Origin of the sequence: [Micrococcus luteus] ATCC 49442, from assembly GCF_010367585.1 — a bacterium.
Taxonomy (GTDB): Bacteria; Actinomycetota; Actinomycetes; order Actinomycetales; family Micrococcaceae; genus Arthrobacter; species Arthrobacter luteus_A.
In genome coordinates, this window is record NZ_JAAAXP010000001.1 from 947,428 (window position 1) to 973,374 (window position 25,947).

Annotated in this window: 18 protein-coding genes; 6 read left to right on the plus strand and 12 right to left on the minus strand. The window is 65.6% G+C overall.

Translation table 11 applies throughout. From position 1 onward, the window contains the following. The first annotated feature begins 76 nt into the window (after positions 1-76). Entirely contained in the window at positions 77-2,785 is a 2,709-nt protein-coding gene (locus GUV69_RS04410) for a PEP/pyruvate-binding domain-containing protein (RefSeq protein ID WP_164200101.1), read from the plus strand. An 8-nt stretch (positions 2,786-2,793) separates the two neighbouring features. Here the strand turns inward: GUV69_RS04410 and GUV69_RS04415 are convergent, their stop codons facing one another. Next, entirely contained in the window at positions 2,794-4,320 is a 1,527-nt protein-coding gene (locus tag GUV69_RS04415) for an ABC1 kinase family protein (protein WP_431197094.1), read from the minus strand. Positions 4,321-4,501: 181 nt separating this feature from the next. Continuing rightward, positions 4,502-5,044 carry a PadR family transcriptional regulator gene (locus GUV69_RS04420; protein WP_164200105.1) on the minus strand — a complete coding sequence of 181 codons (543 nt, stop codon included), beginning with the start codon at positions 5,042-5,044 and terminating at the stop codon, positions 4,502-4,504. Between the two features lie 109 nt (positions 5,045-5,153). Between GUV69_RS04420 and GUV69_RS04425 the strand changes: the two genes are divergently transcribed. Beyond that, on the plus strand, positions 5,154-5,681 hold the full coding sequence (locus GUV69_RS04425; protein WP_164200107.1) for a DUF427 domain-containing protein: 528 nt from the start codon (positions 5,154-5,156) through the stop codon (positions 5,679-5,681). Between the two features lie 46 nt (positions 5,682-5,727). On the opposite strand, the gene GUV69_RS04430 is transcribed toward GUV69_RS04425, so the two are convergent. Together GUV69_RS04430 and GUV69_RS04435 are read right to left on the minus strand one after the other, a co-directional pair. Next, on the minus strand, positions 5,728-7,620 hold the full coding sequence (locus tag GUV69_RS04430) for an alpha-amylase family glycosyl hydrolase (RefSeq protein ID WP_164200108.1): 1,893 nt from the start codon (positions 7,618-7,620) through the stop codon (positions 5,728-5,730). Positions 7,621-7,631: 11 nt separating this feature from the next. Next, positions 7,632-9,371 carry a M4 family metallopeptidase gene (locus GUV69_RS04435; protein WP_164200110.1) on the minus strand — a complete coding sequence of 580 codons (1,740 nt, stop codon included), beginning with the start codon at positions 9,369-9,371 and terminating at the stop codon, positions 7,632-7,634. 215 nt (positions 9,372-9,586) lie between these two features. Between GUV69_RS04435 and GUV69_RS04440 the strand changes: the two genes are divergently transcribed. Next, positions 9,587-10,111, plus strand: a complete 525-nt coding sequence (locus tag GUV69_RS04440) for an HAD family hydrolase (protein WP_164200112.1) — start codon at positions 9,587-9,589, stop codon at positions 10,109-10,111. A gap of 25 nt (positions 10,112-10,136) precedes the next feature. On the opposite strand, the gene GUV69_RS04445 is transcribed toward GUV69_RS04440, so the two are convergent. The 3 genes from GUV69_RS04445 to GUV69_RS04455 are packed head-to-tail and all read right to left on the minus strand — an operon-like array spanning position 10,137 to position 16,335. After that, positions 10,137-13,316 (minus strand): hypothetical protein, encoded by a 3,180-nt coding sequence (locus tag GUV69_RS04445; protein WP_164200114.1) that lies wholly within the window; start codon positions 13,314-13,316, stop codon positions 10,137-10,139. Further along, positions 13,313-15,331 (minus strand): trypsin-like serine peptidase, encoded by a 2,019-nt coding sequence (locus tag GUV69_RS04450; RefSeq protein WP_164200117.1) that lies wholly within the window; start codon positions 15,329-15,331, stop codon positions 13,313-13,315. The genes GUV69_RS04445 and GUV69_RS04450 overlap by 4 nt, the downstream gene beginning before the upstream one ends. Further along, a complete protein-coding gene (locus tag GUV69_RS04455; protein ID WP_164200119.1) occupies positions 15,328-16,335 on the minus strand; it encodes a trypsin-like serine peptidase in 1,008 nt (335 codons plus the stop codon). The genes GUV69_RS04450 and GUV69_RS04455 overlap by 4 nt, the downstream gene beginning before the upstream one ends. Positions 16,336-16,551: 216 nt before the next feature. Between GUV69_RS04455 and GUV69_RS04460 the strand changes: the two genes are divergently transcribed. Both GUV69_RS04460 and GUV69_RS04465 read left to right on the plus strand, forming a co-directional pair. Then, positions 16,552-17,199, plus strand: a complete 648-nt coding sequence (locus GUV69_RS04460; RefSeq protein WP_164200120.1) for a hypothetical protein — start codon at positions 16,552-16,554, stop codon at positions 17,197-17,199. Between the two features lie 81 nt (positions 17,200-17,280). Then, positions 17,281-18,501 carry a hypothetical protein gene (locus GUV69_RS04465; RefSeq protein WP_164200122.1) on the plus strand — a complete coding sequence of 407 codons (1,221 nt, stop codon included), beginning with the start codon at positions 17,281-17,283 and terminating at the stop codon, positions 18,499-18,501. Between the two features lie 36 nt (positions 18,502-18,537). On the opposite strand, the gene GUV69_RS04470 is transcribed toward GUV69_RS04465, so the two are convergent. Genes GUV69_RS04470 through GUV69_RS04490 form a run of 5 tightly spaced genes read right to left on the minus strand, consistent with a single transcriptional unit; the run spans position 18,538 to position 25,320 of the window. Further along, positions 18,538-19,611: a DUF3616 domain-containing protein gene (locus GUV69_RS04470; protein ID WP_164200125.1), complete on the minus strand. Its 1,074-nt coding sequence runs from the start codon at positions 19,609-19,611 to the stop codon at positions 18,538-18,540. A gap of 24 nt (positions 19,612-19,635) precedes the next feature. Continuing rightward, complete coding sequence (locus tag GUV69_RS04475; protein ID WP_208786577.1) at positions 19,636-20,133, minus strand: LysM peptidoglycan-binding domain-containing protein; 498 nt, start codon at positions 20,131-20,133, stop codon at positions 19,636-19,638. A gap of 20 nt (positions 20,134-20,153) precedes the next feature. After that, entirely contained in the window at positions 20,154-22,202 is a 2,049-nt protein-coding gene (locus tag GUV69_RS04480) for a DNA/RNA non-specific endonuclease (RefSeq protein ID WP_164200127.1), read from the minus strand. Between the two features lie 45 nt (positions 22,203-22,247). Beyond that, the gene (locus GUV69_RS04485; protein WP_164200128.1) at positions 22,248-23,186 is read right to left on the minus strand and encodes a M28 family metallopeptidase; all 939 of its coding nucleotides are present in this window, start codon (positions 23,184-23,186) and stop codon (positions 22,248-22,250) included. Between the two features lie 49 nt (positions 23,187-23,235). Further along, on the minus strand, positions 23,236-25,320 hold the full coding sequence (locus GUV69_RS04490; protein ID WP_164200130.1) for a M36 family metallopeptidase: 2,085 nt from the start codon (positions 25,318-25,320) through the stop codon (positions 23,236-23,238). Between the two features lie 245 nt (positions 25,321-25,565). On the opposite strand from GUV69_RS04490, the gene GUV69_RS04495 reads away from it, so the two are divergent. Then, positions 25,566-25,940 carry a hypothetical protein gene (locus GUV69_RS04495; RefSeq protein WP_164200132.1) on the plus strand — a complete coding sequence of 125 codons (375 nt, stop codon included), beginning with the start codon at positions 25,566-25,568 and terminating at the stop codon, positions 25,938-25,940. Positions 25,941-25,947 lie beyond the last annotated feature (7 nt).

A 25,947-nucleotide genomic window follows, 5' to 3' on the forward strand; every position in this document is an offset into this window, starting at 1 on the left:
GAGCCGTTATGGCCGGGTTTGTGCAGTTCATCGGGTGTGGACCACCGCCTTCGAGGACAACGGCTAGGGGCAGGACATGGATTCTGTAGGTCTCGATACGGAGCGCGGAGACGCCGGTTCCGGCCTGGTTCTCGACCTCAGCCAGCTGGCGTCAGCGTCGCTGGCCACAGTGGGCGGCAAGGCCCTGAACCTTGGCCGCCTCGTCGCCGCGGATTTTCCGGTTCCCCCCGGTTTCTGCCTGACGACGGCGGGCTACAGGATCTCCGCGCCGGCGGAACTGGATGCCATTGCCACCCGCCTCGACGGGGCTGGTCTCGACGGGGCCGGCCTGGCCGGCGCTGCCGTTCTGTCTGACGGGGACCGCGACGATCTTGCGCGGCGTGCGCGGGAGGCGGTGGCGGCTGCGCCGGTGCCACCCGCCGTCGATGCCGCAGTCCGCGACGCCTATGCTGCGATGGGCGGCGGGCCGGTGGCGGTGCGTTCGTCCGCCACCGCCGAGGATCTGCCCTTTGCCAGCTTCGCAGGGCAGCAGGATTCCTTTATGGACGTGGCGGGAGCCGATGCCGTCGTCGACGCCGTCCGGCGCTGCTGGGCCTCCCTGTGGACGGACCGTGCGGTGGCCTACCGCACAACGAACGGGATTAGTCAGCGCGAGGTGGGCCTCGCCGTCGTTATTCAACACATGGTCCACGCCCGGACGGCCGGTGTGCTGTTCACCGCCAATCCGGTGACAGGCACCCGCACCGAGACCGTCATTGACGCCGCTCCGGGACCGGGACAGGCGGTGGTGTCCGGCGCCGTGAATCCCGACCATTTCGTGGTGGACACGGCATCGGGCCGGCTCCTGCAGCAGCCGGACGGCACGGCTCCAAGCCTGACCGGGGCACATCTGCGTGAGCTGGCGTCCCTTGGCGACGCTGCCCAGCGGCTTTTAGGCGCGCCCCAGGACGTGGAGTGGGTGATCGACGCCGGCGGTAAGGCCTGGCTGACCCAGTCGCGGCCCATCACCACGCTGTATCCCCTGCCCGCCGATGACCCGCTCAACGGTCAGGCCGGCACCGATGGCACGTCTGACGCAGCCTCCGGCGCGGATACCCGCGTCTACCTGTGCGGCACGCTGCTCCAGGGCCTCACTCGTCCGATCACGCCGATGGGACTCTCCGTCCTGGGCCTCATGAGGGGCAGCAACAAGGGCCCGTGGAAGTACGTGAATCCGGGACTGCGGATGTACGTCGACCTGACGCCGCTTCTCCGCAACAAATCCGGCCGCCAGTCGCTGGTTAAGGTGCTGCCACTCGCGGACGGAAGGTCAGCTGCCCTCTTGCCTGTGCTCCTGGACGACCCTCGGTTCAGTGTTGTCCGGCGTCCCCGGAACAAACGCGGCGGCGAGGGGCCCATTACTCCTGCCACGGTCCGGTCCAAGGGCACTGAAGGCACCCAGAGCCTGGGCCTGTTCCTCCGGCTCATTCCCCCCATGGCCCGCGCGCTGCTCTGGCCGGAGCGGGAACTTCGGCGGGCACGGCGGTACCAGGACCGTCTCGCCGCCCGGCTTATCCTCCCGTTGCCGGCTACCGCAGCCCGCCGGCTCCAGCACACCGAGGACATCATGGCCACCACGATCAACGGGCTGATCCAGGCCACGCTGCCGGCGCCGTCCGTTGGTTACCTGATGCTGGCCGCGGCCCGCAGGCTGCTGCGCGGAATTGCGAAGCCGCGCGAGCTCGAGGCCGTCCTCCGCGGGCTTCCCCACAACGTGACCACCATGATGGACCTGGAGTTATGGAACCTGACAGTGTCCCTGGGCAGGGACCCGGAATCCCGCCGTGTGTTCATGGAACTGAAGCCTGACGGGTTGGCTTCGCGCTACAAAGCGGGCATGCTGCCGGCGGCTGCCCAGTCCGGGCTGCAGGAATTCCTGGCCAAGTACGGTCACCGGGCCGTGGCGGAGATCGACCTGGGGATGCCGCGGTGGTCCGAGGAACCTGACCACATCCTCGGCATGATCTCGAACTATCTCCGCGTGGACGACCCCGAACAGACTCCGGACCGCCGATTCGCGCGGGCCGCTGACCATGCGGAGGCCCGGATCGGCGACCTGGTGGCGCGTGCCGGGTCAGCGGGCCGGTTGCGGGGGCGCCTGGTGTCGTTGTGCCTGCGCCGGACACGTCAGCTCGCCGGCCTGCGCGAGTTCCCCAAGTTCTGCATCATTCTGGTGCTCGCGGAGATGCACCGGCAGCTTAGGGAAGTCGGGGCCGAGCTGGTCAGGAACGGAGTAATCGACGCCGCCGGTGACGTGTTTTTCCTGGACTTCGACGAACTGCGTGTTGGCCTTCGCGGTGCGGACCTGAAGGGAATCGTGACACACCGCCGCCGGCTGTACGACGTCGAACTCCGCCGGCGGCGCGTTCCGCGCCTGCTGCTCTCGGACGGCACCGATGTGGAGGCCGCCGCGAAGCCGCTGCCGGCTGCCGGAGACCACCTGACGGGGACGCCGGCCTCTGCGGGCACCGCGACGGGGAAGGTCAGGGTAATCATGGATCCGGTGGGCGCCCGCCTCGAACCGGGGGAAATCCTGGTGGCCCCCTCCACCGATCCCGGCTGGACGCCGCTTTTTATGACGGCCGGCGCCCTGGTGATGGAGATGGGCGGCGTGATATCGCACGGGGCGGTGGTGGCCCGCGAGTACGGTATTCCCGCAGTAGTGGGTGTTGCCGACGCCACCACGCGCCTGCGCGATGGCCAGAGCATCACCGTGGACGGGGCCTCGGGGACTGTTGTGTGGTGAGGGTCTTTTCAGCGCCGAACCCACAGTCCGTGCATCAGCGGAACCACTGACGCAATCATCAGGATGTTGCCGAGCACTGTGTCGTCCGCCCGGACCACGGAACCTGCAATGAGCAAGGCGCCGAAAATCACTGCCGATACCGATCGCCGGGCCGTCCGGTTCAGCCGGGCCACCTGCCGTTCAAGACGCGGATTGGCCGCCGAGAGTGACCCGTCCTCGATCCGCGTGACAAGGCCGTCCAGGCGTTTCGGCAGCCGCAGGGCGACGCCGGCCGCGTCGAACGCCTGCTGTGCCACGTCCTGCACGATATTGCCGCGCTCGTCGCGCAGCAGCTGCGCTGCATAGGGTTCCACGGAGTCCCACAAATTGAAGCGTGCATCCAAGGAACTGCAGACTCCCGACGTCAGCGACATCGCGCGGATGATGAGCAGGAAGTTCTCCGGAAACTGGAACGGCAACGAGCGGACCAGGTCGCCGAACTCCACCGCGAAATCAAGGAACTCCCGCGGATCCACCTCGCGAAGCTCGGCAAAGCCCATCCCGCCGAACCTGGCGAAGAGATGGGTCATGGCCCGCTCGAGCTCCGCCGTATCGGCCGAGGGCACCAGCACCCCCACATCGCTGATCGCCGCCACCAGACCTCTGCCGTCACGCGAGGCAGCCGCAATCAGCAGCCTCCGCAGGCCGCTGCGCGTACTGGGGGGAACCTCGCCCATCATCCCGAAGTCGATGAACGTCAGCTTCCAGGGGTGCTCTGCGGCTGAATCGGTATTCGGCGTGACAAAGATATTGCCGGGGTGCGGATCGGCATGGAAAAAACCTTCCGTAAACATCTGGTCAAACATGACAGAGGCGAAAACCGGGGCAACCTCCGCCGGATCGATCCCCGCCGCAAGGAGCGCCGGCAAGTCGGTGATCTTGATCGCCGTGACATCTTCGAGGGTAAGCACGCGGCGGGTGCTCCGCTCCCAGACGATCTCAGGCACGGTCACCCTCTCGTCGTCGGCGAAATCCGCCGCGAAGCGCTCAGCATTCACTGCCTCGTGCAGGTAGTCGATCTCCTCAAGGCTGGTTTGCGCAAACTCCTCAACCAGGGCGGGCATATCGGCACGGTCGGACACAAGGCGCACATGGCTAAGCCAGCCAGCCACCTTGCGAAGTGCCGCCAGGTCGACGTCGACAATCGCGTCGATGCCCGGTCGCTGCACCTTCAACACCACCCGGTGGAGCCCGGCATCGGCGGCGTTGGCGGGCATGAGTTGTGCGCGGTGCGCCTGGCCGAGGGAGGCTGCAGCGATTGGCGTTTCATCCACCGAGGCGAAGATCATGCTCAGCGGCGCCCCCAGCTCCGATTCGGCAAGGGCGCGGATTGCGGCGAACGGGACCGGGGGCACCTCGTCCTGGAGGCCCTCCAGTTCAGCGGTGATTTCCGGCGGGAGCACATCGAGCCTGGACGACAGGAACTGGCCAACCTTGATCATCAGGCCGCCAAGGTCCACCGCAAGGTCACGGAAGCGCTGTGCGAAGCGCCGCATCCTCCGAGTCCTTGTGTGTTCGGCGATCCTGATAAGACCGATGCTCGGGAGGAACAGCTCAAACCACCATGTCACCGCCAGGTGCCACGCGGCGAACCGCAGGATGCGGCGGTAACGGGCGCGGTTGTTCCCGGCGCCGGCGCCCGGACCTGCACGTTCCCGGCGAGCCGGCGCCACCCCGTCAGTCCTGGGCGAGGATCGAGTACAGCCGGCGGCGTGCCTCGTCGAGCACCATGACCGCCTCCTGCACCTGCTTCGGAGAGCCGGTGCGGCCCACCTGGGCAGCAGCCTGCGCGAGCTCGATGCCGGCCTTGGGCAGCGCCGCAAACCCTGTGCCGGATCCCGGGCCCGTTGACTCCCAGAGCGCGGATGCATCGGCACCCGCTACCTCTTCCCTGCCTGCTTCGGTCAGGGAATAGATCTTGCGCCCGTTGGATTCCTCGGCACTGATGAATCCCTCATCGGCGAGCAACTGCAGGGTGGGGTAGATCGATCCGGCGCTGGGCTTCCAGCTGCCACGGCTGCGCTCCTCAATCTCATTGATGATCTGGTAGCCGTGCATCGGCCGCTCCGCGAGCAGGGCCAGTATGGCCGACCGCACTTCGCCCCGGCCCGCGCGGGTGCCCGAACGCTTCTCAAACCGCGAGCGCAGCTCCTCGACGGCCTGCCATACACCGTCTATGTTGGGGCCGCCGAATCCGCCCGCCGGGTACGAATTATGCATGTTGCTCTCCTCTAACGAGTCGCGAACGATAGTCAACGATACATCCGTGCCCGCAAAACCAACAGGGAGAAACCGACGCCCGCCCAGCCGAAGGTGGCAGCATGGAGAGATGAATCCTGCTGACGGTTTTCCCGGCCTTTTCCGGCGTCCCAAGCCCGTGAAACCCAAGCCGGGTCAGGAATCGGTGTGGGATTACCCGCGGCCGCCAAGGGTCGAGGCACGGTCCGAAAGGGTCGTCGTGCGGCTCGGCGGCCAGGTCATCGCCGACACCACCGATGCACTGCGCGTCCTTGAGACCAGCCATCCGCCTGTCTACTACTTGCCCCTGGACTCCTTTGCTGACGGTGCGCTCGTCCCGGCCGGGGGCACCACCTTCTGCGAGTTCAAGGGAGAAGCGCACTACTTCGACGTCGTTGCCGGCGGAGTCGTCGCGCCCCGTGGCGGGTGGACCTATCCGGAACCTGCCAGCGGTTTCGGGGAGCTCCGTAACCGGGTGGCCCTCTACCCGGGCCGGATGGACTCCTGCGAGGTCGATGGCGAACAGGTGGCCTTTCAGGAAGGTGATTTCTATGGCGGGTGGATCACCAGCAGGATCGTTGGCCCGTACAAAGGCGGACCGGGTACGGCAGGGTGGTGAGCAAGCCGCCGTCGAAACCGGGCGCCGGCATTAGCCGGCCCGGCGGTTACCCGTCCGGCAGGAGCCGGTAGACGGCGCCATAGTTGGAGGGTACGCGGACCGGACTTACGTGGCCCCCGGCTGGAATCAGGAGTGGCGGCCCGGGATTCTCTGTCCTGTCAATCTGTTCTTCCCACCGGCCGGCCTTCGGCCAGCGAATCCAGGCCTCGACGCTGTCGTCCGAAAAATTGAGCACCACCATAAACGCCTCCGCGGGGAGCGCACCAGCTGCGGGGGCTTCGCGGCGGAAGACAATAATCCCTTCTTTGCGGTGGTTCGGATCGTCCTCGTAGTAAAAGAAGCCCCGGCTGCCGAGAGCCCTGTACCGGGACCGCAGGCCGGCCATGATCCGGTACAGCCGGATGAGTGCCTTTCCGGACAAATCGTAGAAGTACTCCCAGTGGAGGGGACGGCTGTACAGGATCCGCTCATAGCCGCCCGGCCGGTGTGGTGTCACACTCCAGTTCTCGGCGAACTCCTGGCCGTGCCAAAGCATGGGCACGCCTTTGGCGGTGTACAGCGCGATGACGTAAGGCTGCGTTTTGTAGAAAAGTTCGCGGTTTCCATAGGGCTGGCCGACTGGGTCAGCCAGCTTTTCCAGTCCGAACCGCGTGATGAACCGGCTGTGGTCGTGCGACTCAAGATACTGGAACGGAGCCACGGGGAAGTGTTCTCCGGTGGTGGGGTTCTTGTAGAGGTTGGGGAACCCGATGAGTTCGGGGTCCAGTTGGCGGGCGAAGGAGGCTTGGACCAAGCCCCCGCCGGCCTGCCCGGCCGCCTCGTCAAGCAGGCCGTTCTGCCAGCATGTGTTCGAGTAGGTGGTGCGCAGGATTCCCCTGGCGTCAGACAGGTGCTCCGCGCATTGGATCACCAGGCTCCGTCCGTCGCCGGCATCAAAACGCGGGTAGCGGGAGGGCTGCCGGGTGTGCTGGTAGGTCCGGTAGACAAGCTCGGCGTAGCCCCGCCCCGCGGCCCCGTCGAAGATGCCCGGCACGTAGTCGTAGCGGAACCCGTCCACATGGTATTCGTCCAGCCAGTACTGGCTGGCCGCCATAAAGAAGTCGCGGGTGAACTCTTTGGTGAAGTCGGTGCCGGGCGACTCAGAGAACTCCTCCCCGAACAGGCCCATCATCGGATTCGGCCTGCCGGACGTGTTGTAGACGAGGTTATAGGCGAATTCGGGGTGTGAATGGGAGTACACGGCATCCAGGATCACGGCGATGCCGTTGCTGTGACAGGCATCGACAAGGCGTTTCAGGCCCTCCGGACCGCCATAGCGGTCATCGGGCGCGAAGTAGGAAAGCGGTGTGTAGCCCCATTCCACGTCGTCCTTGACGTTGGTCACCGGCATGAGCTCCAGTGCGTTGACGCCCAGGCCCTGCAGGTAGGCCAACTGGCTGGCCACCCCGTCGAACGTGCCGTTGAATTCACCAACGTGCAGTTCGTAGACAACAAGGTCATCGACTTCCGGAACAACAAACCCGTCATCATGCCAGGTGAACGGCCCGCCGGGGCTGCCGATGTCGAAAGCGGACAACGTGCCGCGGCCGGTGGCGCGGGCGAAGGGATCGGCGAACCAGAATGCGACGGTCCGGGCGCCGCGGAGCAGCTGGAACCGATACAGGTAGACACCGTCCTGGCCGAAGTTTCCGTCGCTGTCCGCGGTCAGGTCAACGGTGATATCCCACAAGTCCAGGGCCGTGCCGCCGTGCCAGTACAGGTCAAATACCTTTGGTTCAATACCCCGCACAAACTGATCGCGCTCGTGGATGACACGGACCCGGACCCGGTATCCGTCAGGATAGGTAATGCCGGGCAGGTAGATGCCGAAGTGCACAAGCCAGTGACCCGCGGCATTCTTTACCGGGGCCGCCCCGACCTCGTAGATGTCAAGTGTCATGGCGGCCACACCTACGTGATGCCAACAAGCTGGTAGGCCTCCCTGATGGCGGCGATCTTTTCTGCCTTGCGGACGTCGCCGCCGAAGTACGTCTGGCCGACGTCGACCACCGACTGGAGCGCCTCAGGGAAGGTCGCCCGCGGAGTCAGCCGTGCCATGCCCAGGTACGTCAGCACAGCCACGTCCTCGACGCTGAACACCGGAGCGCCGTTCTTGGTCATGGTCAGCAGGTTGTGGACTGCTTTGTTGTGGATATTGCTGTTGAAGTGGACCCAGCCCTGGTCATTGGACGGTCCCGGCAGCTCGCCTGGGGCCAGCCGGCGGAACCCGTCCATGTGTTTGGGGTGACCTGTGCGGGCGGGGTCGGCAAAATTCCGGAGCGGGCGCCCGTCCGCCCTGAGTCCGGGGCCGATCTCCCAATCCCAGGTCCCTACATCACTTCGGTCCGGCGCCTCGTACCAGTTCTTGATGATGACCCCGGCAACGTCGGCGAATGACTCGTTGAGCGCACCGGACTGGGTGGCGTACACCAGGTTCGAGGTCGTTTCGATCACGCCGTGGGTGAGCTCATGCCCGATCACGTCCAGGAAGCGCGAGAGGCTGACAAGGCGGCCGTTCTTCCTGATCTGCCCGTACCACATGCGGTGCCGGTACCAGAAGGCATTGAGGAGGGTGGGCGGAGTCTGCATGCTCGCCGCCGTGACGTTGACCAGGGAGACGAGGTCCATCCCGTTGTCGTCGATTCCCTTGCGCTGCAGGACCACGTTGTAGAAGTCCAGCACCCGGGAGGCGTTGGCGTGGGCGGACACGGCCGCCCGGTTGATGTCACCATAGGCACTGTCCGGGGCCTCCACAGGGAAGTCGGGATCGGGCGGATCGTCGTCGATGTCTGCGAATTTCAGGTCGTAGGTGCGGACCCTTCGCCGCGGGTCGTTCAACCGGCACGTCGTGGCGGTGGGTGCGACCAACTCACCAAAGAAGGCCTGCTCGTCGTCGTTCTCGTCGATTCCGGTACACCTGGCGGGGATGGCGAGCGCAGTCGGTGCGGCGCTGTAACAGAACAGGATTTCGCCGTCGTGCGCGTCCACGAGGTAGTTGAAGCTGGGTGGTAATGGCCGCCGCCCCAAGCCGTGGCCCAGCAGCGCTTCCTCATTGCCGCCGTTGCCTTCGTCGTTGGCGGGCGGCTCCGCGGGAAGTTCCTGGAAGAACCACGCCAGGTGCCAGGACCCGTCGTCGTCCTTTTTGTAGAAGTTGAGTGCGGCGCCGACTCCCGCGTCGGCCGGAATGTCCGCGCCGGTGAAGTCGGCCACTTTCGCCAGCGCCTCGGCACGGCTGAGGGATTCGACAGGACTCACGCCAGGTGCTTCGCCGAGTTGCCCGTTAACGCTCACGAGGTCACGCGACGCCGTCAGCTCAACCAGGGCCATGGCGCCGAAGATCGGAATGTCCCGATATCTCTGCGAAAAGCGCATCGCGTGGGTTCCCAGTGCAGGCAGGTCCCGCTCACTCTCAACCACCAGGCTTGGGACGCGCTCCGGGCGCTCGGGTTCAGTCAGGGACCGCATGCTCTCACGGTGGTCCTGCTGGAGGAGCTGGTCGAGGTAGTACCTCGCTGCCCCCTCATTGCTGTTGAAGGTCATGGCGGGCGCGTCATCGGCGCCCTCCGGCGGGCGGTCAAACGATTCAGGGGAACGCGACTCCGTGTTGTCTTCCCCGGCGTGATAGTGCAGTCCCTCCAAAGCTTCAGACATCTCCGTCTCTTCCCGCTCGGTCCTGTTTAGGTCTGTGGATCAGCCGGGAACGCAGCCCCCCGATCCCTCCCGCGTCGAGTCTAGGGGTGTGGCGTTACTGCCCCGTTACTCCGGTGTTGAAGCAGCGGTAACGCCGGAGTAACGCGTGATGGTCCACACTCGCCACGAAGAGTCCTTCGGACACTTCTTCGTGGGGCCAAACCCGGGAGCCTGTTGTGAAACTCATCCTGTTCGATCTCGGGGACACGCTGGAAAGCAATGGCGTCCTGCTGCCAGGGGCACTCGAAGCGCTGGAGTCCATAGCCTCATTCTGCGCTGACGGGGAGACGGCAGCATTGCTGGGTCTGGTGTCGGATTTTCACATGCCGGCTGAGCCATCGGACGTGGCCGTCATCCAGCAGCAGTACTACAGCCTTCTTGACGACCTCGGCATCCGGCCGTTCTTCGAGCCCGTCGCGGCGCGCGTCACGTTGTCCACGGAGGTGGGCGTGTCCAAGCCCCATGAGGCGATCTTCCGCGCTGCGGCTTCGAAGGCGGGTCCCGACGTCGAATTCGGCGACGTTCTGTTCATCACCGAGAACCGCAGCCATGTGCGCGCGGCCCGCCGCCTGGGAATGGCTGCCCTCCATGTCCGGGGTCCGGGGCAGGTCCAGGGCGAGGTGCATACCCTGGACGAGGTGGTACCGGTGGTGCAGGCGTTCCTCGCCGGCGGCTCTCCCCCGCCGTCCGGGCAAACCTGAACCGGCGCGTGCACCGCTGAAAGGATCATGCGTCCGGATGGTGCTCGGAGAGCCACTCCTCACCCATCAATTGGCGGACGGCCCAATGGACGGACACAGCTTCCGGGTCGGTGAGCATGGCTTTGACGACGTCGCCAAGCTGATGGGCGCGGCTTGCCACACCCAGGACTTCGCGCGTGATCCGGCGACCGGAGCTGGCCCAGCTAATCAATGTCTGGTCCAGGCCCGCCCGCGAGGCCAACGACAGGAGATCAGTACTTGTCGGGTAGGCCGTGAGGATCAGCTCTTCGAGCTGCAGAACCTCCGGGCGGGACCAGTCGATGGGATCATCGGTCCGGAGGTGCACCGGTGGAGCACCGCCTCCTCCGGCCGAATGGCTGAACGCGGGGCTGCCCGGGGCACCCGGCGAAGCCTCGACGGCGGCCATCGGCTTCCCGACCGCCCACCACAGGTAGATCTCGCGCAGCCGCTCACGGACGACAACTGACGGGCGGATCTGTTCCCACACCCGGTCAAGCACGTGGGTGGCATCCGTTCCCAGACCGGACAGGGCGGACCATGCGCGCCGTACTGAGCCCGGATCCCCTCCTTCAAGCCGGAGGTTCGAGGCGCTGGCAAGCTTCCCCGGCGGGTCAAGCGACGAGTCCCAGTCCGCGAGGGCCTCGATGAGCAACGCCACCCGGGCCGGGTCCTCTTCGTGTCCGAGCCCTATGAGCCGGAGCGCTTCCCGGAGCCTGTCCGGCTCCTCGGCGCCCAACGCCGCCGCCAGCAACCGTACGAGCGCTGAGTTGCCCGCAAGTTCACGTGCACTGGCGCGCTGCATCAGTGAACGCGCCTGCATCTCAAGGAGCCACCGGTCTTCCTCATTCTCCAGACGGGTACGTTCGCGAAGATTCATCCGGTTAAGCAGCAGTTCAAGACGCAGCAGGACCCACCCGGCGAGGGTCTTTGCATCGTCGGCCGCCCGGAGGACCTCGTCGGCGGCGGACCCCAGGCCACTCAGCTCGTTCAGGTTGGCCAGCCGCAGTGCGGCCGCGGCAAAGCGCGTGGGATCGGCAGCTGCCTCGGCAGCCTTGAGGTCGCGGGCCGCGGCGTCGGTCGCGGCGGGGAGGTCGTGTTCGGCCTGGGCCAGGCGCGACTCGAGCCTGTACAGCTCTGTGCCAGGACTGCGGTCCGGCCGTTCGGAGAGCAGTCTGCGCGCTTCTGCCACCCGCCCTTCCCGCAGCGCCGCGTCAACCACCGGGAAGATGGAGTTTTCCCATTCCTCCAGCATCCTTGCCGTGACGAGGCGTGCAGGGTTTTTGACAGCGTCGTGAAGGGTTGCGGCAGAGGACGGCGGAAGGTCGTCGGTGGCAGGCGCCAGCCGTCGCAGGGTGGCCTCGTCGAACTCGTCCGGTGGTGTGCCGAGCGCCAGCCGATGATAGGCGAACTCAAGTTTGTCTTCCTCCCCCGGACGCCCGCGATAGAACTCCGCGGCCTGTTCGTGGACGTGCCGCACCAGTCCCGGGTCCGCGAGGCGCAGCGCAACCAGCGCGGGCACCCGCAGCTCCTCGCGCAGGCGCAGGACGCCGCCGTCGAGCTCTACGAACGCCACTTCACCGGCAAGCTCCTCGAACAGTTCGGTGGCGGTGCCTGCGGGGGCGGGTGCCAGGGAGGGCACCAGCACGCGCTCCACAAGCGCGACAGTGATGCGGCGCAGCACTATGCTCACGCGCGCCAGGCGGCGGAGGTCGGGGGTAGTGACGGGCGGGTGATGCGCCGTGATGTGGTCGAGGATGCGCTGATAGAGGAAGCCCCGGACAAACTCTTCGCGAAGATGGTCCAGCGCGCGCGATCGTGAACGCAGGTTTGTCAGGACCGCCGGCCCCTCCTGCACGAGTACCCGGGCGGCCAGGCGAAGGGTCAGCGGGATTCCGCCGATGAGGTCCACAATTTCGCGTCCGAGTTCATCTCCGACCTCCACCGCCGGCCGCCTGGCCCGCTCTGACTCTTTGTGCACAAAGTGCCGCAGCAGCGCCAGTGCGGCGGGCTCCTCGAGTGCGGGAACGCGCATCACCCGGTCCGGCCGGGCCGGGTCGAGGAAAGCCGTCGCGGGAGACCGTCCGGAGACCACAAGCCGGAAGCCCGGGAGGTCGGCCGCCAGGAGCCCGAAGAGCTCGTAGACCGGGCCGCGCTGCTCGGGATGGTTGCGTTCCAGCTGCTCGTAGGTGTCGAGGACGACGGCGATCGCACCCCCGGCGAACAGCCGAAGGTCTGCCACCAGCTGGCTTGCCTGCTGGCGGTACGAGCCCGCGGAGTCCGATGCCTCAAGCCCGGCGCCGCGCTGGAGCCGGCGTTTGACCTCTGCGTTGCGCGCAAACTGCCGTCTGTGGCCGGTGAGCTGTGCAGCCACCTGCTCGGTGATATCGGTCAGGAGCACCTCAGGGTCGCAGTCGGCGAGCGTTGGCCGGTCCAGGTCCAGGTAGGCGAACACTCCGGTCGCGGGGTCAAACCGTTCGTCGTAAAGGTCCAGGACGAACCGGGCGACCAGTGTTGACTTGCCCACCCCGCCGATCCCGTAGACCACCATCGCGGGCTCCGCCCGCAGGTCGTGCGGGCCGGAGTGGCGGCGAAGATACCCATGAAGCCGGCCGAGCTGGACCTCGCGGCCCAGACAGCCCCCGGCTGCCAGGCGCCGGACGGCGCGGGTGACATTGAGCAGCGCCAGCCTGCTCTCGATGGCGTCCTTTCCCGGCGTGACAGGAGACAGTCCCACCAGGTGGGCTCTGGCCACCGCTTCCGTCGCCCAGCCCCACACATCTAGCGAAGCAATCAGCTCGTCCTCGTCCCGTTCTTCCAGCTCCGGCCCGCCGCCGAGGACGAACGCGTCCAGCATGCGCTGAAGCGGGCTGTCAGAAACGTTGCTGATGGTCCGGCGAACACGGGCGAGCTCGGGGTGGCCGCCCCGGCTAAGCATCCGCGTCAAGGCGTTGATGCGGGGCAGGTCCTCCAGCATCAGCTCCCCCGAGGGCAGGCGCCGGCTGAGCAGTTCCAGGACGCTGCGCGGGTCGCCCTCGCCTTCGTCATCGGCTGCCAGGGCGGTGGAGAGCCGGTCAGGGCTGAACGTCCCGAGAAGCGCGAGCTGCTCCGCCAGGGCGGAGCGGCCGAGCAGGCTGCGGCGCTGCGCCTCGGCAAGGAGGACTTCGGCGTTCTCAAGCTCACTCATGACGCGAGCACTTCCTCCAGCGCCGCCGGCAGGCACAGCGCGAGCTGTTCCGGTTCGGGAAGGGGACCGGGAGGAAACAAGCTGGTGAGCTTCGCGGCAAGCTTTGCCTCGTCGATCCCGCGCATCTCCTCGTCGGCGCGTTTGCGGAGCCAGGCCTCGACGTCGCCGCGGGTCAGCCCGGCTGCCGCATCACGGGCGGCCCAGGCGGTGTGTTCATCGGCGAACTTCTGCGCTTCCCGGCCGGCCACCACCACCCGCAGCGGCACCGGCACGTCGTCGGCCAGCTTGATGAGGGCGTGGACAAGCTCGTCGACATCGCCCTGCTTGACGGCCTGGACGTTGTCGAGGCTGTCGAAGAAAATCCACCACTGCGCATCCGAGCGCCGCAGCTTGGCGCTCAGTGTTGCGACCAGGGTGGCCGTTCCGCGGGCAGCCTGCGCGTCGATATCGGAGGGGGCTGAAATGATTCCAAGCTCAAGGAGCATCGCCAGGCCGATGTCCGTCCGTGCCCTCTCCACCCCCGCCTTGAGGAAATCCCGAAGGTCGATCTTGACCACCTTGATCCCGCCCGGGGCGGCCGCCCTGAGGGCAGCGCACAGGGGGGCCTGGTCCGAGACATGCGAGGCGAGCTGGTAGGAGTATGAGACGCCGGCACGGCTGCTGGCCCCGTTGATGGCGAGCGTGCGGTAACTGTCCCGGCGCTCCACCATTTCACGCATGAGCTTCCGCAGGTTTTGCCGGTCGACGAACGGACGCCGCAGCACGGCAACGGTAGCGAAGGGGTCCACTTCGCGAACGGCCGCTGCCGCTGCAACGGGTCCCGCGCCCGTGAAAAGCGAACTGTGGGCACCGTTGAGCAGGGCGCGCGCGATCATCCAGATCGGAATGCCCTGGTTGCGGCCGGGCGTGGCGTAGTGGTGGAGCCCGACCAGCCTCCCGCGGAAGTCAACGACAGGCGACCCGGACGAACCGGCAAGGGTATTGCCGGCGTAGCGCATCCGCGTCCCGCCGGCGCTCAGCAGGGGGCGGCCGCTGAAGGAGGAAAGCTGGACAAAGCCCCCCAGGGGATGCTGCAGGATGTAGTACTGCCGCTGGGCGGCGAAAACATATTCGTCCGGCAGCAGCGAGTAGAACCCCCGCTGCGTCGCCGTTCCAGTGGTCGCGTTGAAGTCCGGCACGGTGCGGGCCAGCCTAAGAAGGGCAAAGTCCAGCCGATCCGCCGGGGCATCCCAGTTGTCGATGGCGGAATTGGCCGCTTCGTCCTGAGTGGGAAGACTGCCGGTGATGAACTCCTTGACCTGGACCGGGGTCCCCGCTTCTGCGGCACTGCGGCCCGCGTCTTCGAAGTCGAAGATGGCGCGCACGGCCGGCAGCGGGGAGGGCGGCCAATGGTACCGGTCAAGCACATGCGCGGCCGTGAGGAGGAGGTCCTCGCCCACGAGGAACCCGGTTCCGGCCGGAAACCCGCCCACTTCGATCATGGCAGTGCGCCTGAGCATGTCACCCATCGCCTGCAGGTGTGCCCGAGGGTCAACGAATCCCTGCCCGGGAGAGGTGATCGTCTGCAGCTCGCCGTGCCTGCCGGGAACCACCTCGGCAGCGAGGATACTGTCTACGAAGGTATCGGCACCCTCGGCAGGCCGGGGCGGCAGGCCGTAGTGCAGGAGAATGCGGGCGTTGACTTCGCCCAGCCGGTCTCCGAGGAGGCTTCGCAGCGGGGCGTGGAACTCCGAAACGCCCTGGTCATGCAGCACGTGGGCTGCAAGGTCAAGGACCTGGCCCCGCCGCGACGCCGCAGCGAGAAACGACCTCCAGCCGGAGGAAGCCATGTCACCTTCCGCGGAGCGGCCCCCTGCTGAGGGGTCAAGACCAATCGCGACGCCGGCACGCCGGACATCGCCGGCGTCGGTGTAGGCGTGCTCCAGCAGGAGCACCAAACGGCGGGGCCCGGGATCGTCCCAGTTGGTCGCAGGATCGTCCCACCACGCCGTCGGACTGGCCACGGCGTCTGTCACCCTGCATGCTCCCTGATGATCTCCCGCAGGCGCCACGCCTGCACGGCCTCATTGCGTTGCCCTTGGATGCCCCCGAAATGCAGCGCGGCGGCCTTGCCTGTGCTCAGATCAAAGACCACGGAGCCCGAGTTTCCGCCCAGGGTGGTGGCATCGTGGAAGAGGACAGGCTGTTCGGAGCGGAAGGTGATCTGCCCGGGCGCGAGGCGCTTGACGTTGAAGTTTCCGTCGAAGATGCGCTGCTGGTCGGCGGCGTCATTCCGGCTGTCGAAGGCAGGGTATCCGATGACGGTGACCCACTCCCCCGGCGGCGCGGCGCGCAATTCGTCGCGGGTCATCAGCGGAATCGGTGCGGGCGCCGGCTCGCCGTCCTCGCTTTCCGGTGAGATCCGCAGGAGCGCCACATCAACTGAGTTTCGCGGCTCGATCCACACCACTTCCTTGACCCGGAACCGCGACTCGTGGCCGCGCTGGAACTCGTGGCGCCAGTCCACGGTGGCGGCGACTTTGGATCCGTCGAAGTTCTCCTGGAAAACAAACTGGCCGTTCCGGGCGCCGGCGAACTCTGAGGCGACGTGCCTGTTGGTCACCAGAAGATCCGGGCCGACCAGCCAGGCTGTGCCCACCCAGTCGAGACGGTGGTTGCGAAGGTCGATGCGCCCCACGCTCGGGATGGCCCCTTCGACCAGGCTACGGCCCGTATCGAGTTTGCCGGCGATGACCTCGCTTTCAGGGAAGCTGTCCGGCGGAACAGTGAATGTGGCGTCCTGGATGAGGTAGACCGGCCGGGTGAACCGCTCGATGATCGCCTCTACGCCCCAGTGGCTCCCCGGCGCGTAGCTGCCCTCGGCCATGCTCTCGGCGACTTCAGCGGCATCGTCGATGCTGAGGCCGCCCTCCAGCCCCTCCAGTCCCCCGCCGTCCCGCGCATGGGACCGCAGCTCATCGAACCGGTCCAGGAACTCGTCCTTGATATCGGACTCCTGGAACACCTGCCTGGGATCCATACTGCCTGCCTCCCTGATATTCGCTCAATCACCGCACGGCATATCTGGCTCAACGCTAGGAGGCGCGCGTTACTGCGGCGTTACTGCCCGCTGACGGAAGAGCGCGATACCCGGACACGTGCGTTTCAGCTCAAGCTCAAGGCGATCGACGCCAGTAACGGCCCAATAACGCTCCCCGAGGTTGACTGATGGCGTCACGTTTCAGGGAGTTTCGCCATGACCGGATTCAATCGCAGCATCGGGATCCTCAGCGTCGGTATGGTCCTGTCCACGCTGCTGGCCTGCAGCCCGGGTGCCACCGTGCCGAGCGGCAGTGGTGCGCAGACAGACGCCCCGTCACCGGTCGAGTCTCGTTCACCTACCGGGGCGCCGACTGTCACGGCGTCGTCGCGAAGTTCGGCCCCGGGCAGCCAGCGCTCGGCGCCGGCCGTCGAGAGAACGCCCGTCCAAAGCCAGAGTCCTCGGCCCGACGAACAAGAGACTCCGGCGGCGGCGCAAGTGCTCCCTTCGGAGCTCGAAGGTCTGTGGACCAGCGTCGGACAAGGCAGCGCCGAAACCATCTATCGTTTCCGCACTGACGGCAGCTATGACAAAGTGTCCATCCTGTTGCAGCGGCGTCCCAGCGGGACCTTTTCGTTCACCATTACTGCCTCAGGGTTTGCCGAAATTGACGGTGACCGGCTCACGTTGACCCCGGTGGAGGGGACGCAGGCCATGGAGGATCCGGATTCCCCGAGCAGCAACTTCAATAAACCGCTTTCTGACCTCATCCCGGATCAATTCGTATGGTCGTTCCAGGACGGTAGCTTGATCCTCGCTGATGAACGGGGCACCGTTGCCTACACGTGGGAACCGGACCAATGAGGCGGAATGGACGCGCAAGGAAAACGTCGTCGCGACTGGTGGAGAATTCTTCGCAGGGAATCCATAAGGGGCCAACTGCTGGTGACCGTTGTAGTCGCCCTTCTGTTGGGCGGTGCCACGTATTCAGCCAACCAGGCGGCCGACAGTTGGCAGAAGTCCACGACTGAAGAAATCAAGTGGTCCGCCAGGGCGTTGGAGCAGCTGCGATTTGTGTACCTGGACGAAGCTTCGGACGCGGCCCTCATTGCGCGCTGGGAAAATCGCGCCGCTGTCCTCGGCGACCTCGCCGCAACTGGTGCTGCCGGCCTCCTATCGGCCGAAGCAGAGACCGCCCGGAAAATAGCGGAGCAGAAGGTCTTTGGCCTCAGCGGTACGAATTCCCTTGTTGCGGAAAAGTTCCGGCTGCCCGGTGGAGGCTTCGATGTCGTACGCCGGCTTGCTGAATTGCGCCAACAGGAGACCGGCGTTGCGGCAGCGTCAGCACCAACGCTGATGGACGACGGCGACCGGTTGAGTCTCGTCGCTGCAGTGCTGACCTCCTCTGCCGTCCTATCGGTCCTCGGCTGGCTCTTGTTTCAGGGCGTCGTCTACGCACGAAAAAGCGGCCGGAGAGTTGCGGCCGAACCGTCGGCACCGGACAACGCGGGGTTGGTGCCCCATCCGTGGACGGCGCCGCAACGCAGCAGGAGATTGACGGCTATAGCGTTGGCTGGCTGGACTCTCGTCACGCTCATCCCGGCAGGAGGCTTGTACGTTTCGGCCGCCGGGCAGCGCTCGGGCGCCGACGCAGCCCGCATGGCCGTCACTATCTCCACCTACATTCAGGCGAGCAATCTGTATTCGTCCCAGGCGCTCCTGCAGCACAGGATCGCCATCGACCAGGCACAAGCCGGACTGTCCCGGAAATTGGCGGCTATCAACCTAAGCGATGCGGCACAGGATGAGCTGGGGACAGCCGAAGTCCAGGCGGCTGACGCTTGGTCGGTCATTGGGAAGGAGATGATGCGGCTTCCCACGACCGGCGACGGGATCGATACCGGTCTCGTCCTGGCAATGTCGGCGACGTCAGAGACCTGGGCTGACGCACTCAAAGTGCAGGCAGCGGCATCTCAGGTGTCGGAGGATGCCAACCGGGCAACAAACCTGTTCACGCTCGCGGCAACCCTGGCGGCGCTGGCGATGAGCCTCGTAACCTTGGCCCTGGCAAGGCCGGGCTGGCCTGTTGCTGTGCCGTTCGCCGGCATGGCCCTGCTTGCAGCGGCCGTCGTCACAGCCGTCGCCGGAGTCCTCGCATTCTTCTAGCCGGTCATCTACCGCACCCTCGTTACTCGGTGCTCGTTATTCACTGAGGTCAAAGACGTCGGCGCGGACGCCGTGGTCTCCGGTCTTGCGTTCGCTTGCCGGCGTGTCGTAGACCACCAACACCGACCTGCCGTCCTCCAGCACGGTGACCCCCTCGGCCCGGTCCTTGCCGTGTCCGAAAGGTATGTCCAGTTCGCCTTTCAGCTCGCCCCTGGGGAGGACGGCCTCGCCGTCAGACACCAGCGCGTCCCGCCACCGGAACAGGGTGGTGCGGCCGTCCAGTTCCATGGTGGGTCCCGCCAGGACGAGCAGGTCATTGCGGTGACGGCACAGGTCCCGCACACCCAACCCACGCAGATCGAGGAAGTGCTTGCGGTAGCGGCGGCCCCCCGGACCGATCGGCTGCGGCGCGATGCCGGGACCGTCGCCGGCCTCGAGTTCGATAATCACCGCCCATCCGCGCAGCACCGGCCCGCGCAGGCCGATGAACACCCGGCCGCCCGCCACCGCGAGCCCCTCGCAGTCGATGCCGTTGTCCTTGCCCGGAATCGACGGCGACCGTATAAAGCTTCCAAAGTGAGGGTCCTCGGCCAAAAGATCCAGCAGGCCCCCGCCAGCGCCTTCCCCGGTGCCGAACACAGTAGCCTTCTGCTGCCCGCCGTTCCGGCTCCCGTCCGCGTCTGCGAGGGTTCCGGTCGAGAGCCGGGCCAACACCTGCCGGCGCTGGCTGACCCCGACTGTCGCCAGGGCTTTCCGTGCCTGGTCCGGGCTGTGTTTGTCCTTGACCCGCTTGCGGACCGCGCTGTGTGACCCGAGCAGCCACAGGGTGTCACCGGCGATATCGAGGCCTTCGATGTCGATCTCCCCTTCCCCCGGCAGCGTCAGGAACGTAGTGAGATCGAAGCTGCGATGGCCGGCGGCGTGGTCGCCGTCGATTGTGAGCCGTTCGAGGCTGGTCGTCTCGTCGTTGGCGACCCAGAGGTGGTCGCCCTCGCGGACAATGGCAGACAACCCGTCGCGAAGGTCATCGCCTGGCTTGATGGTGCTGGGCTGATCGAGGACCAGCGAGATGCTGCCCGACGGTTTGTCAGCCCGTTGGCGTCCGGTCATGCCGTGCGCTCCTTCATCGTGGCTTCAGGTGAGCAGCGGGATACGAAAGATTTGACCGGGAAAGATCAGGTCGGGGTTATTGATGCGGTCCCGGTTCGCCTGAAAAACGTCCTCAACGGTCGTATTTTGACCCTGCTCACGAGCGATCCTGGTCAGCGTATCGCCGGGCTGGACTTCGTACAGTTTGAAGCCATCCAATGCCGTAAACAGGGTGACGGGAACCAGGTTAAGGTCGGTCCCCGGGGGATGAATGCCGGACGCATCCTCGCCGAAGACCTGAAGCGTCATGTGGGCAGCGCGGGCGGTGTAACCGCCCACCGAAACCTGATGGCCAAAGTCCAGGATGACTCCCATGGAACCGGCGCCCTGAATGTTTCCCCGGGCTACGCTTTGACCGTTTTTGTCAAGCAGCTGCCACAGGACGGTGGCTTCGAAGCCGGTCCCGAAGCCGGCCACCGTAAAGGCGCTGCCGATAACGTCGTTCGGCTTCGGCTGGCGCACTTCGATGAGTCGCGGGGCCATGGCTAACTCCTTAGGGTCGGTTAACGTCCAACAAACCGGATCTGCCGGACATCGGTCAGTTCAGATACCAGACCCTCGGTGTCCTCAAGCGGGTCGAGTGCGGCAAGCGGACCGAACGAGAGTCCCGTGCGTTGTTCGATGGAGGCGATTGATCGCTGCGACGTCTTGTGCTTTCCGAAAACGAACTCCTCCTCACGCAGGAAATCCTGTTGGGACATCGTGTAACCGGTGGCACACAGCTGCCCCGTCCCGTCGTGAATAAACGCGATGACCTTCCAGAATTCCGTCGGGATCTGCACGCCGAACCTTGTTGGGTCCCCCGGCGTCAGGAATGGACCGGTGAAGACGGAGATCCTCATGTCGTCCTTGCGCGCGTTCTGCAGCGCGTAATTCTCAAGCTCGAGCCACACTCCGCCGTTGAAGGGCTGCATCTGCGGGACCGCGTTAGTGACGTGCATGGAATCCGCATTCGCTTTCGACGCGGCACCGTTGGGACCCCACACCGGGTCTTCCCGCCGGGTCATGTGACCCCGGGAGAACTTTGGTTCGGCGCCGTAGCACTCATGGCGGATCTGCGCTCCGAGCGGAATACGCGGATCCGTGCGCCAACCCGTGCGCGCCATCGAGATCGACTGCAGCCCGTCGATGTTCACTGCGCTGAACAAGCACAGCCGACGGCTCCTGCTCATCATGACCGCGAAATGTTCGTAGCGCAGCACCTTCTCAGGGTTTCCATCGACGGTGAAGGCGAGGACGTCATCCTGGCCGCTTGTTACCACCGGCAGGGGCACGGGAGTGCCGAGAAATGTCTCGTCGTAGCCCAGGCGGTCCCGGTAGTCGGCCGCAACCGCCTCTGTGAACACGTCCTCGTCTGTGTCGGTTGTCGACGCCGAGCCGTTCGTAGCCTGGTCGCCGGCGGTGCCATCCGGGTACGGGTTCCCCACTTCCACCGTCACGCGCAGCGGAACCACGAAGGAGAATTTTGTTTCCGGGCGGGGAGCCGCGGGCGCGTGGTGATTTGTCGGCGTCGGGCCATCCGGAACTGATGGACGAACAGGACCCTGCCTCGTCCGGCCGTTCAGGACCTCATCGAGCCGCTCCCGCACGATGGTGCCCGGTACCGCGAAATTGCTTCTGAGGAAACGGCCAGCGAAATGCAAACCCACCGCTTCGCCGGTTTTCAGGGACAGCACCACCGATCCGGAGTTGCCGCCAAGAGTCGAACAATCATGGCGGACCGACGTCGGATCTGATCCGATCAGCTGTCCCGGGGCGAGGCGCTTCTTGTTATAGACGTTCCCGAAGATCTCATCCATCAGCTGCTGGTCCGGTATGCGGCTGTCCCGGGCCGGGTAGCCGATCACCGCTACCATCTCGTTGTCCTCGGAATGTGTGGACAGCCCGATAGGCGTTGCGAGGGAGTGCTCCCGGGTTGGCCTGACGCTCACAAACGCCACATCAGGTCCGTCCGCATCCTCGATGTGCAGGATGCGGTCCAGCCGAAACGTCCGGTCCCTGGTGCCTCCGATTTCTTCCAGGAAATCGATCGAAGCGTTCATCCGGCTGCCGCTGCTTCCCTGCTTGAACACGAAGGACGTGCCGTCGTGGCGCCCGAACTCGGCGGCCACATGACGGTTCGTGACCACAACATCCGGCCTCACCAACCAGCCAGTCCCCAGCCAGGCAAGGTCGTGACCCTCAACTTCGATGCGGCCGACTGCCCGCGCGGCGTTCTCCAAAAAAGCTGAAGCATCCCGGAGACGCGACTCCCAGACAGTGCTTTCCGGATCGGAGAACACGAGCTGGGCCTCATCACCAAGGATGGCCAGCACAGGCCGCCCGGTGCGCAGGACTATGGTTTCCTGCGCGAACTCGGTTCGATCGACCGTCTGCCCACCGACGTCAAGCGTTGGCCCGGGATCCGGGTGGGCGCCTTCGAGGCCCCGGCCGGCCAGTTCGGGGATCAAGGCTGCGGCTTCGCGGCGTTCGAGCATTTCCTCGCCAAGCAGGCCATCCCTGCGTTCGATCCGGGCGTTGGCGGCCTTGAGGCGGCCGATGAGATCCTCCACGTGCGTGCCTTTCAATCGATGGTGTGGTGACGGCCGGTATCGGGTTCAGGCAGCGCTACCGAGCATGGCTGCGACTGCGGCGGTGTTCATCCGGAGGATGCTGATGGCCACCGAAAGATCCAGCCCGGCGAGAGTGTCCCGGGGTGTGTGCTCATCGGTGTTCAACTGGTCCTCGCCCTCGATGGTCAGCACAGCCGGAAGGTCGGCATCGATGAATGACACGTGGTCCGACGCGAAGGGCTCGAGCGAGACAAACACTTCCAGGTCCGACGTGTCATGGGCGGCCTGAGCCAATGCATCGATCACATGTTGGGAGACCGGCGCTCCCTCCAGCAGGACTGAGGGTGCGGGGGTGTTGAGCCGACCGATCATGTCCATGTTGACAACCATGGTGATCCGGGACCGGTCCGCCTCTGCCAGGGCGGCCACGTGAACACGACTCCCGTGGAGCCCCTGTTCCTCGCCGCCGAACATAACCAGGCGCAGATCGTGCTGCGTAACGACGGCGGCCAACACCCGGGCGATCTCCAGGACTCCCGCCGCACCCGAGGCGTTGTCATCTGCCCCGGGTGCCGCTGCGTTGACTCCGCCGGCCTCGTTAATTGAGTCCAGGTGCGCGACGACGTAAACCAGCCGCCGCTCATCCTCGGGGGCAGCGCCCGGCTTGTCGGCGACGATGTTGAGTGTCTGGCGAGCGCCGACGGCGACCGGCTCATTGCGGGTGGCATAGCCAAGCGCGGCAAACCGGCCGGCGACCATTTGTGCCGCGTCCTGATACGCCGATGAGAACGAATGCCGGGTGGGGTGTTCCGTGAGGGCTTCGAGAACCTCCAGATAGGTGTCGGCCGAGACCTCATCAACCAGCCCGGTTTCCGCCATTTCGTCAGCGCGTGGCGAGCCGGCCTGCGACCGCGGCAGCAGGACGGGTTGCGGCCGCCCGCCTTGCCTCCGGCGGCAACCCGACGGCGGCTTTGGTGTGTCCATGATTCTCCCCGTGATCGGCTGTTCTTGACGGTCTGCGGGCCGGGCCTGCTTAGGAACCCGGCACAGCGAAACTCTCCACGACGCCTTTCAGGTCGGTGGAGTTCTGTGGCGGCGCGACTGCCCCGGCTCCCATGCCACGCTTGGCGAAGCCCGCCCAGATTTCGGGCAGGTCCTCGGGGTTGAGGGCGGTCGCGGCCGTGATGATCCCGTCGCGGGCGTGCAGGAACGTCGGCCGCGACGGGGTCAGCTTGAGGCCGCCGACCACATCCAGCAGCACCCGCCGCTCGGCTTCGTCATGCCCGTGCTTCGCTACCAGGTTCACAAAGACCTCCCACAGCGCAACGCACCAGATCTCCCCGGCGTTGTGCACGGCACTGTTCGACCCGCCGGAGTTCGGACTGATGGGAGCACCGGTTGGCAGCAGCTGTCCGGCGCTGATGTGACGGAAGGTCAGCGGGCTCGTCACCATGTCCGCGCTGTAGGGATACCGCCGGATCGAGAAGTAGTAGTTGTCGTTGAAGGTCGGCGTGAGGTCGGTCCAGCCGCCCACCGGGAAGACCCCGTTGACGAAATCGTCTGCGGGTTGCGACGTCATGCTGATGGCGAAGAAGTCACCCCAGCCCTCGCCCATGGCGCGGCCTTGCTGGTTAGTCAGGCCATTTGCGTTCCCTACCAGCCGGTTGGTGATGTAGTGGCCCATCTCGTGGAACGTGATCAGCGCCTCGTGGTTGCTGGTACGGGTCGGTTGGGTTGGCTGCGGTCCCAGGAACTCGAACATCTGCATGCGGGGACTTGCCCCGTCTGCCGGGGTGGACATGTTCGCGTTGTCGGTGCCGCTGAAATCGTTGCCTTCAGCCAGGATCGGGTCGCCACCGATGCCGCCGCGGTTGAAGTTGTCGGCCTGGGCATTCCCTGCAGCCTCGTCGAATCCTGCGTCATACCAGCGGTCGTGGAGCCAGTTGACGTGGAAAAACATGCCTACGAGGCTGTTCTGGAGATTGGTTGCGTCGCTGGCATCCAGGCTGTGGTCGTAGGTGTAGTCGAAGGTGTCGGTAGCCGTAATTTCTCCCAGCACGTCGCCGCCGCCCAGCCCGTCGTGCGGCTTCAAATCGGCGTAGGCGATGCAGTTGTTTCCTTCAGTGGTGGTTGCGCCCGGCGGCAGCCACGGGTCCAGGCCCGGCAGGCTCTCCAGCGTGACCAGGCGTTCGGCGACAGGATCTGCCTGGAAACCATCGGGTACTCCCGTGGGGTGGGGGGACCCGGGAGCCGGCCCGTCATGGGGCCGGAACACCGCGTCTCCGGTGTTATGCACGCGATAGGTAAAGAGCGCACCCTCGCTGGCCAGATTCTTGCGGAACAGGACAAAGGGCGTCTCCACGGAGTCGATAACGTAACTGAAGGCGGGAAATCCGACGATCCACAGTTCAAGGTAATGACCTGCGGCGAACTGCTGGTTCCCCAGCGGAAACATCACGTCCTTCACTCTGACCGGCCGCTCAAAAAGTGGCCGACGTTCGTTCTCACCGGGTATGAATTCATAGGACCGGTACGGGGCATCGTCGGGCTGGTTTTCCGCAAGGACAAAATCAGAGGGCTGGTACACGACCCGGGTCAGGTCGAACGCCGCCCTGGCGATAGCGTCTTCCGGGGTTCGCGCCTGCGTTGCCCGGCGCTCCCGGGCAGCGACGCCCGCGCCGGGGAACAACTGCCCGGACATGGAGATCACGCCGTTTCCGTCGTCGAGTGCAACCGTCACGTCAGAATCGAAGACTTCGACACCGTCGACACTCTGGTACAGCTGCGCCGTTTTAAGACCCGTGCGGCTGACCGAACGCACTTCCACACCGGCGGCGTCTTCTTCTGCGAGGTTCCAGACGGCACGCCTGTCCCGGATGAACTGCCGCACGGCGTCGGCCGGATCCGAAGGTCCCGGCGCGGCCAGCCGGCCGCTGGGCTGTCGGCTGACGATCCGGTTGGGGAGTCCCGTGGTTTCGTCCTCCTCGATGACCAGATCCGGTACATCTGCGGACAACTGGTCCCGCCCCGTGGTGGGCGTTTCAGGGGATGGCCGCTCGGCGCCTCGTGCCACCTGGACTCCGCGGTCATAAAGGGCGTGATAATCGTCCGGGATCATGTGCCTTCTCCATCCAGGGGTCGGATCCATCCGACCACGTTAGTGTCGTCCGTGCTGAGTGACCATCCCATTCAGAGGATGGGCCGATCTCCTTAGTCTCCGGAGTCCGCGTCACAACGCCATCACGTTGGCGTCACCGCGTGAAGTTCCGTCCCCGGCGGTGACGCTCCGGTGACGAGCCATTGCAACCATGACGTAAGCGGGTCAATTCTGATCCGCACATTTGAATGGCGAAGGGGCGAACAATGACCACTGGTACGAACGAACAGAACGACGAATATGTCGAGTTCGACGAGCAGGCGGTTTCGGCAACTCTGGAGGCATCGAGGCAGCCGTTCGAAGGAAGGGATGCACGGGCTGTCACTGAGATCTCCGCAACGGATGGCGGCGAGCTCGAGCTGCGCGCATCCTGCGTTTCTGTTAATTCCGGCAACCACAGGGTGTGCCTGAGGCTTCCCCTGGGCATCGGCCAGGTATGCATCCCGGTGCCGTTCGACCTCCCGAATGGCACCGCAGTCAGGGCCTGTCTGAGCATCCGCACCAAGTGGGGCATTCCCACGGGCGTATGCGTCAAGCTCTATGTCTCAGGCGAACAGGTTGCGAGCAAGTGCTTCCCGTGACGGACTG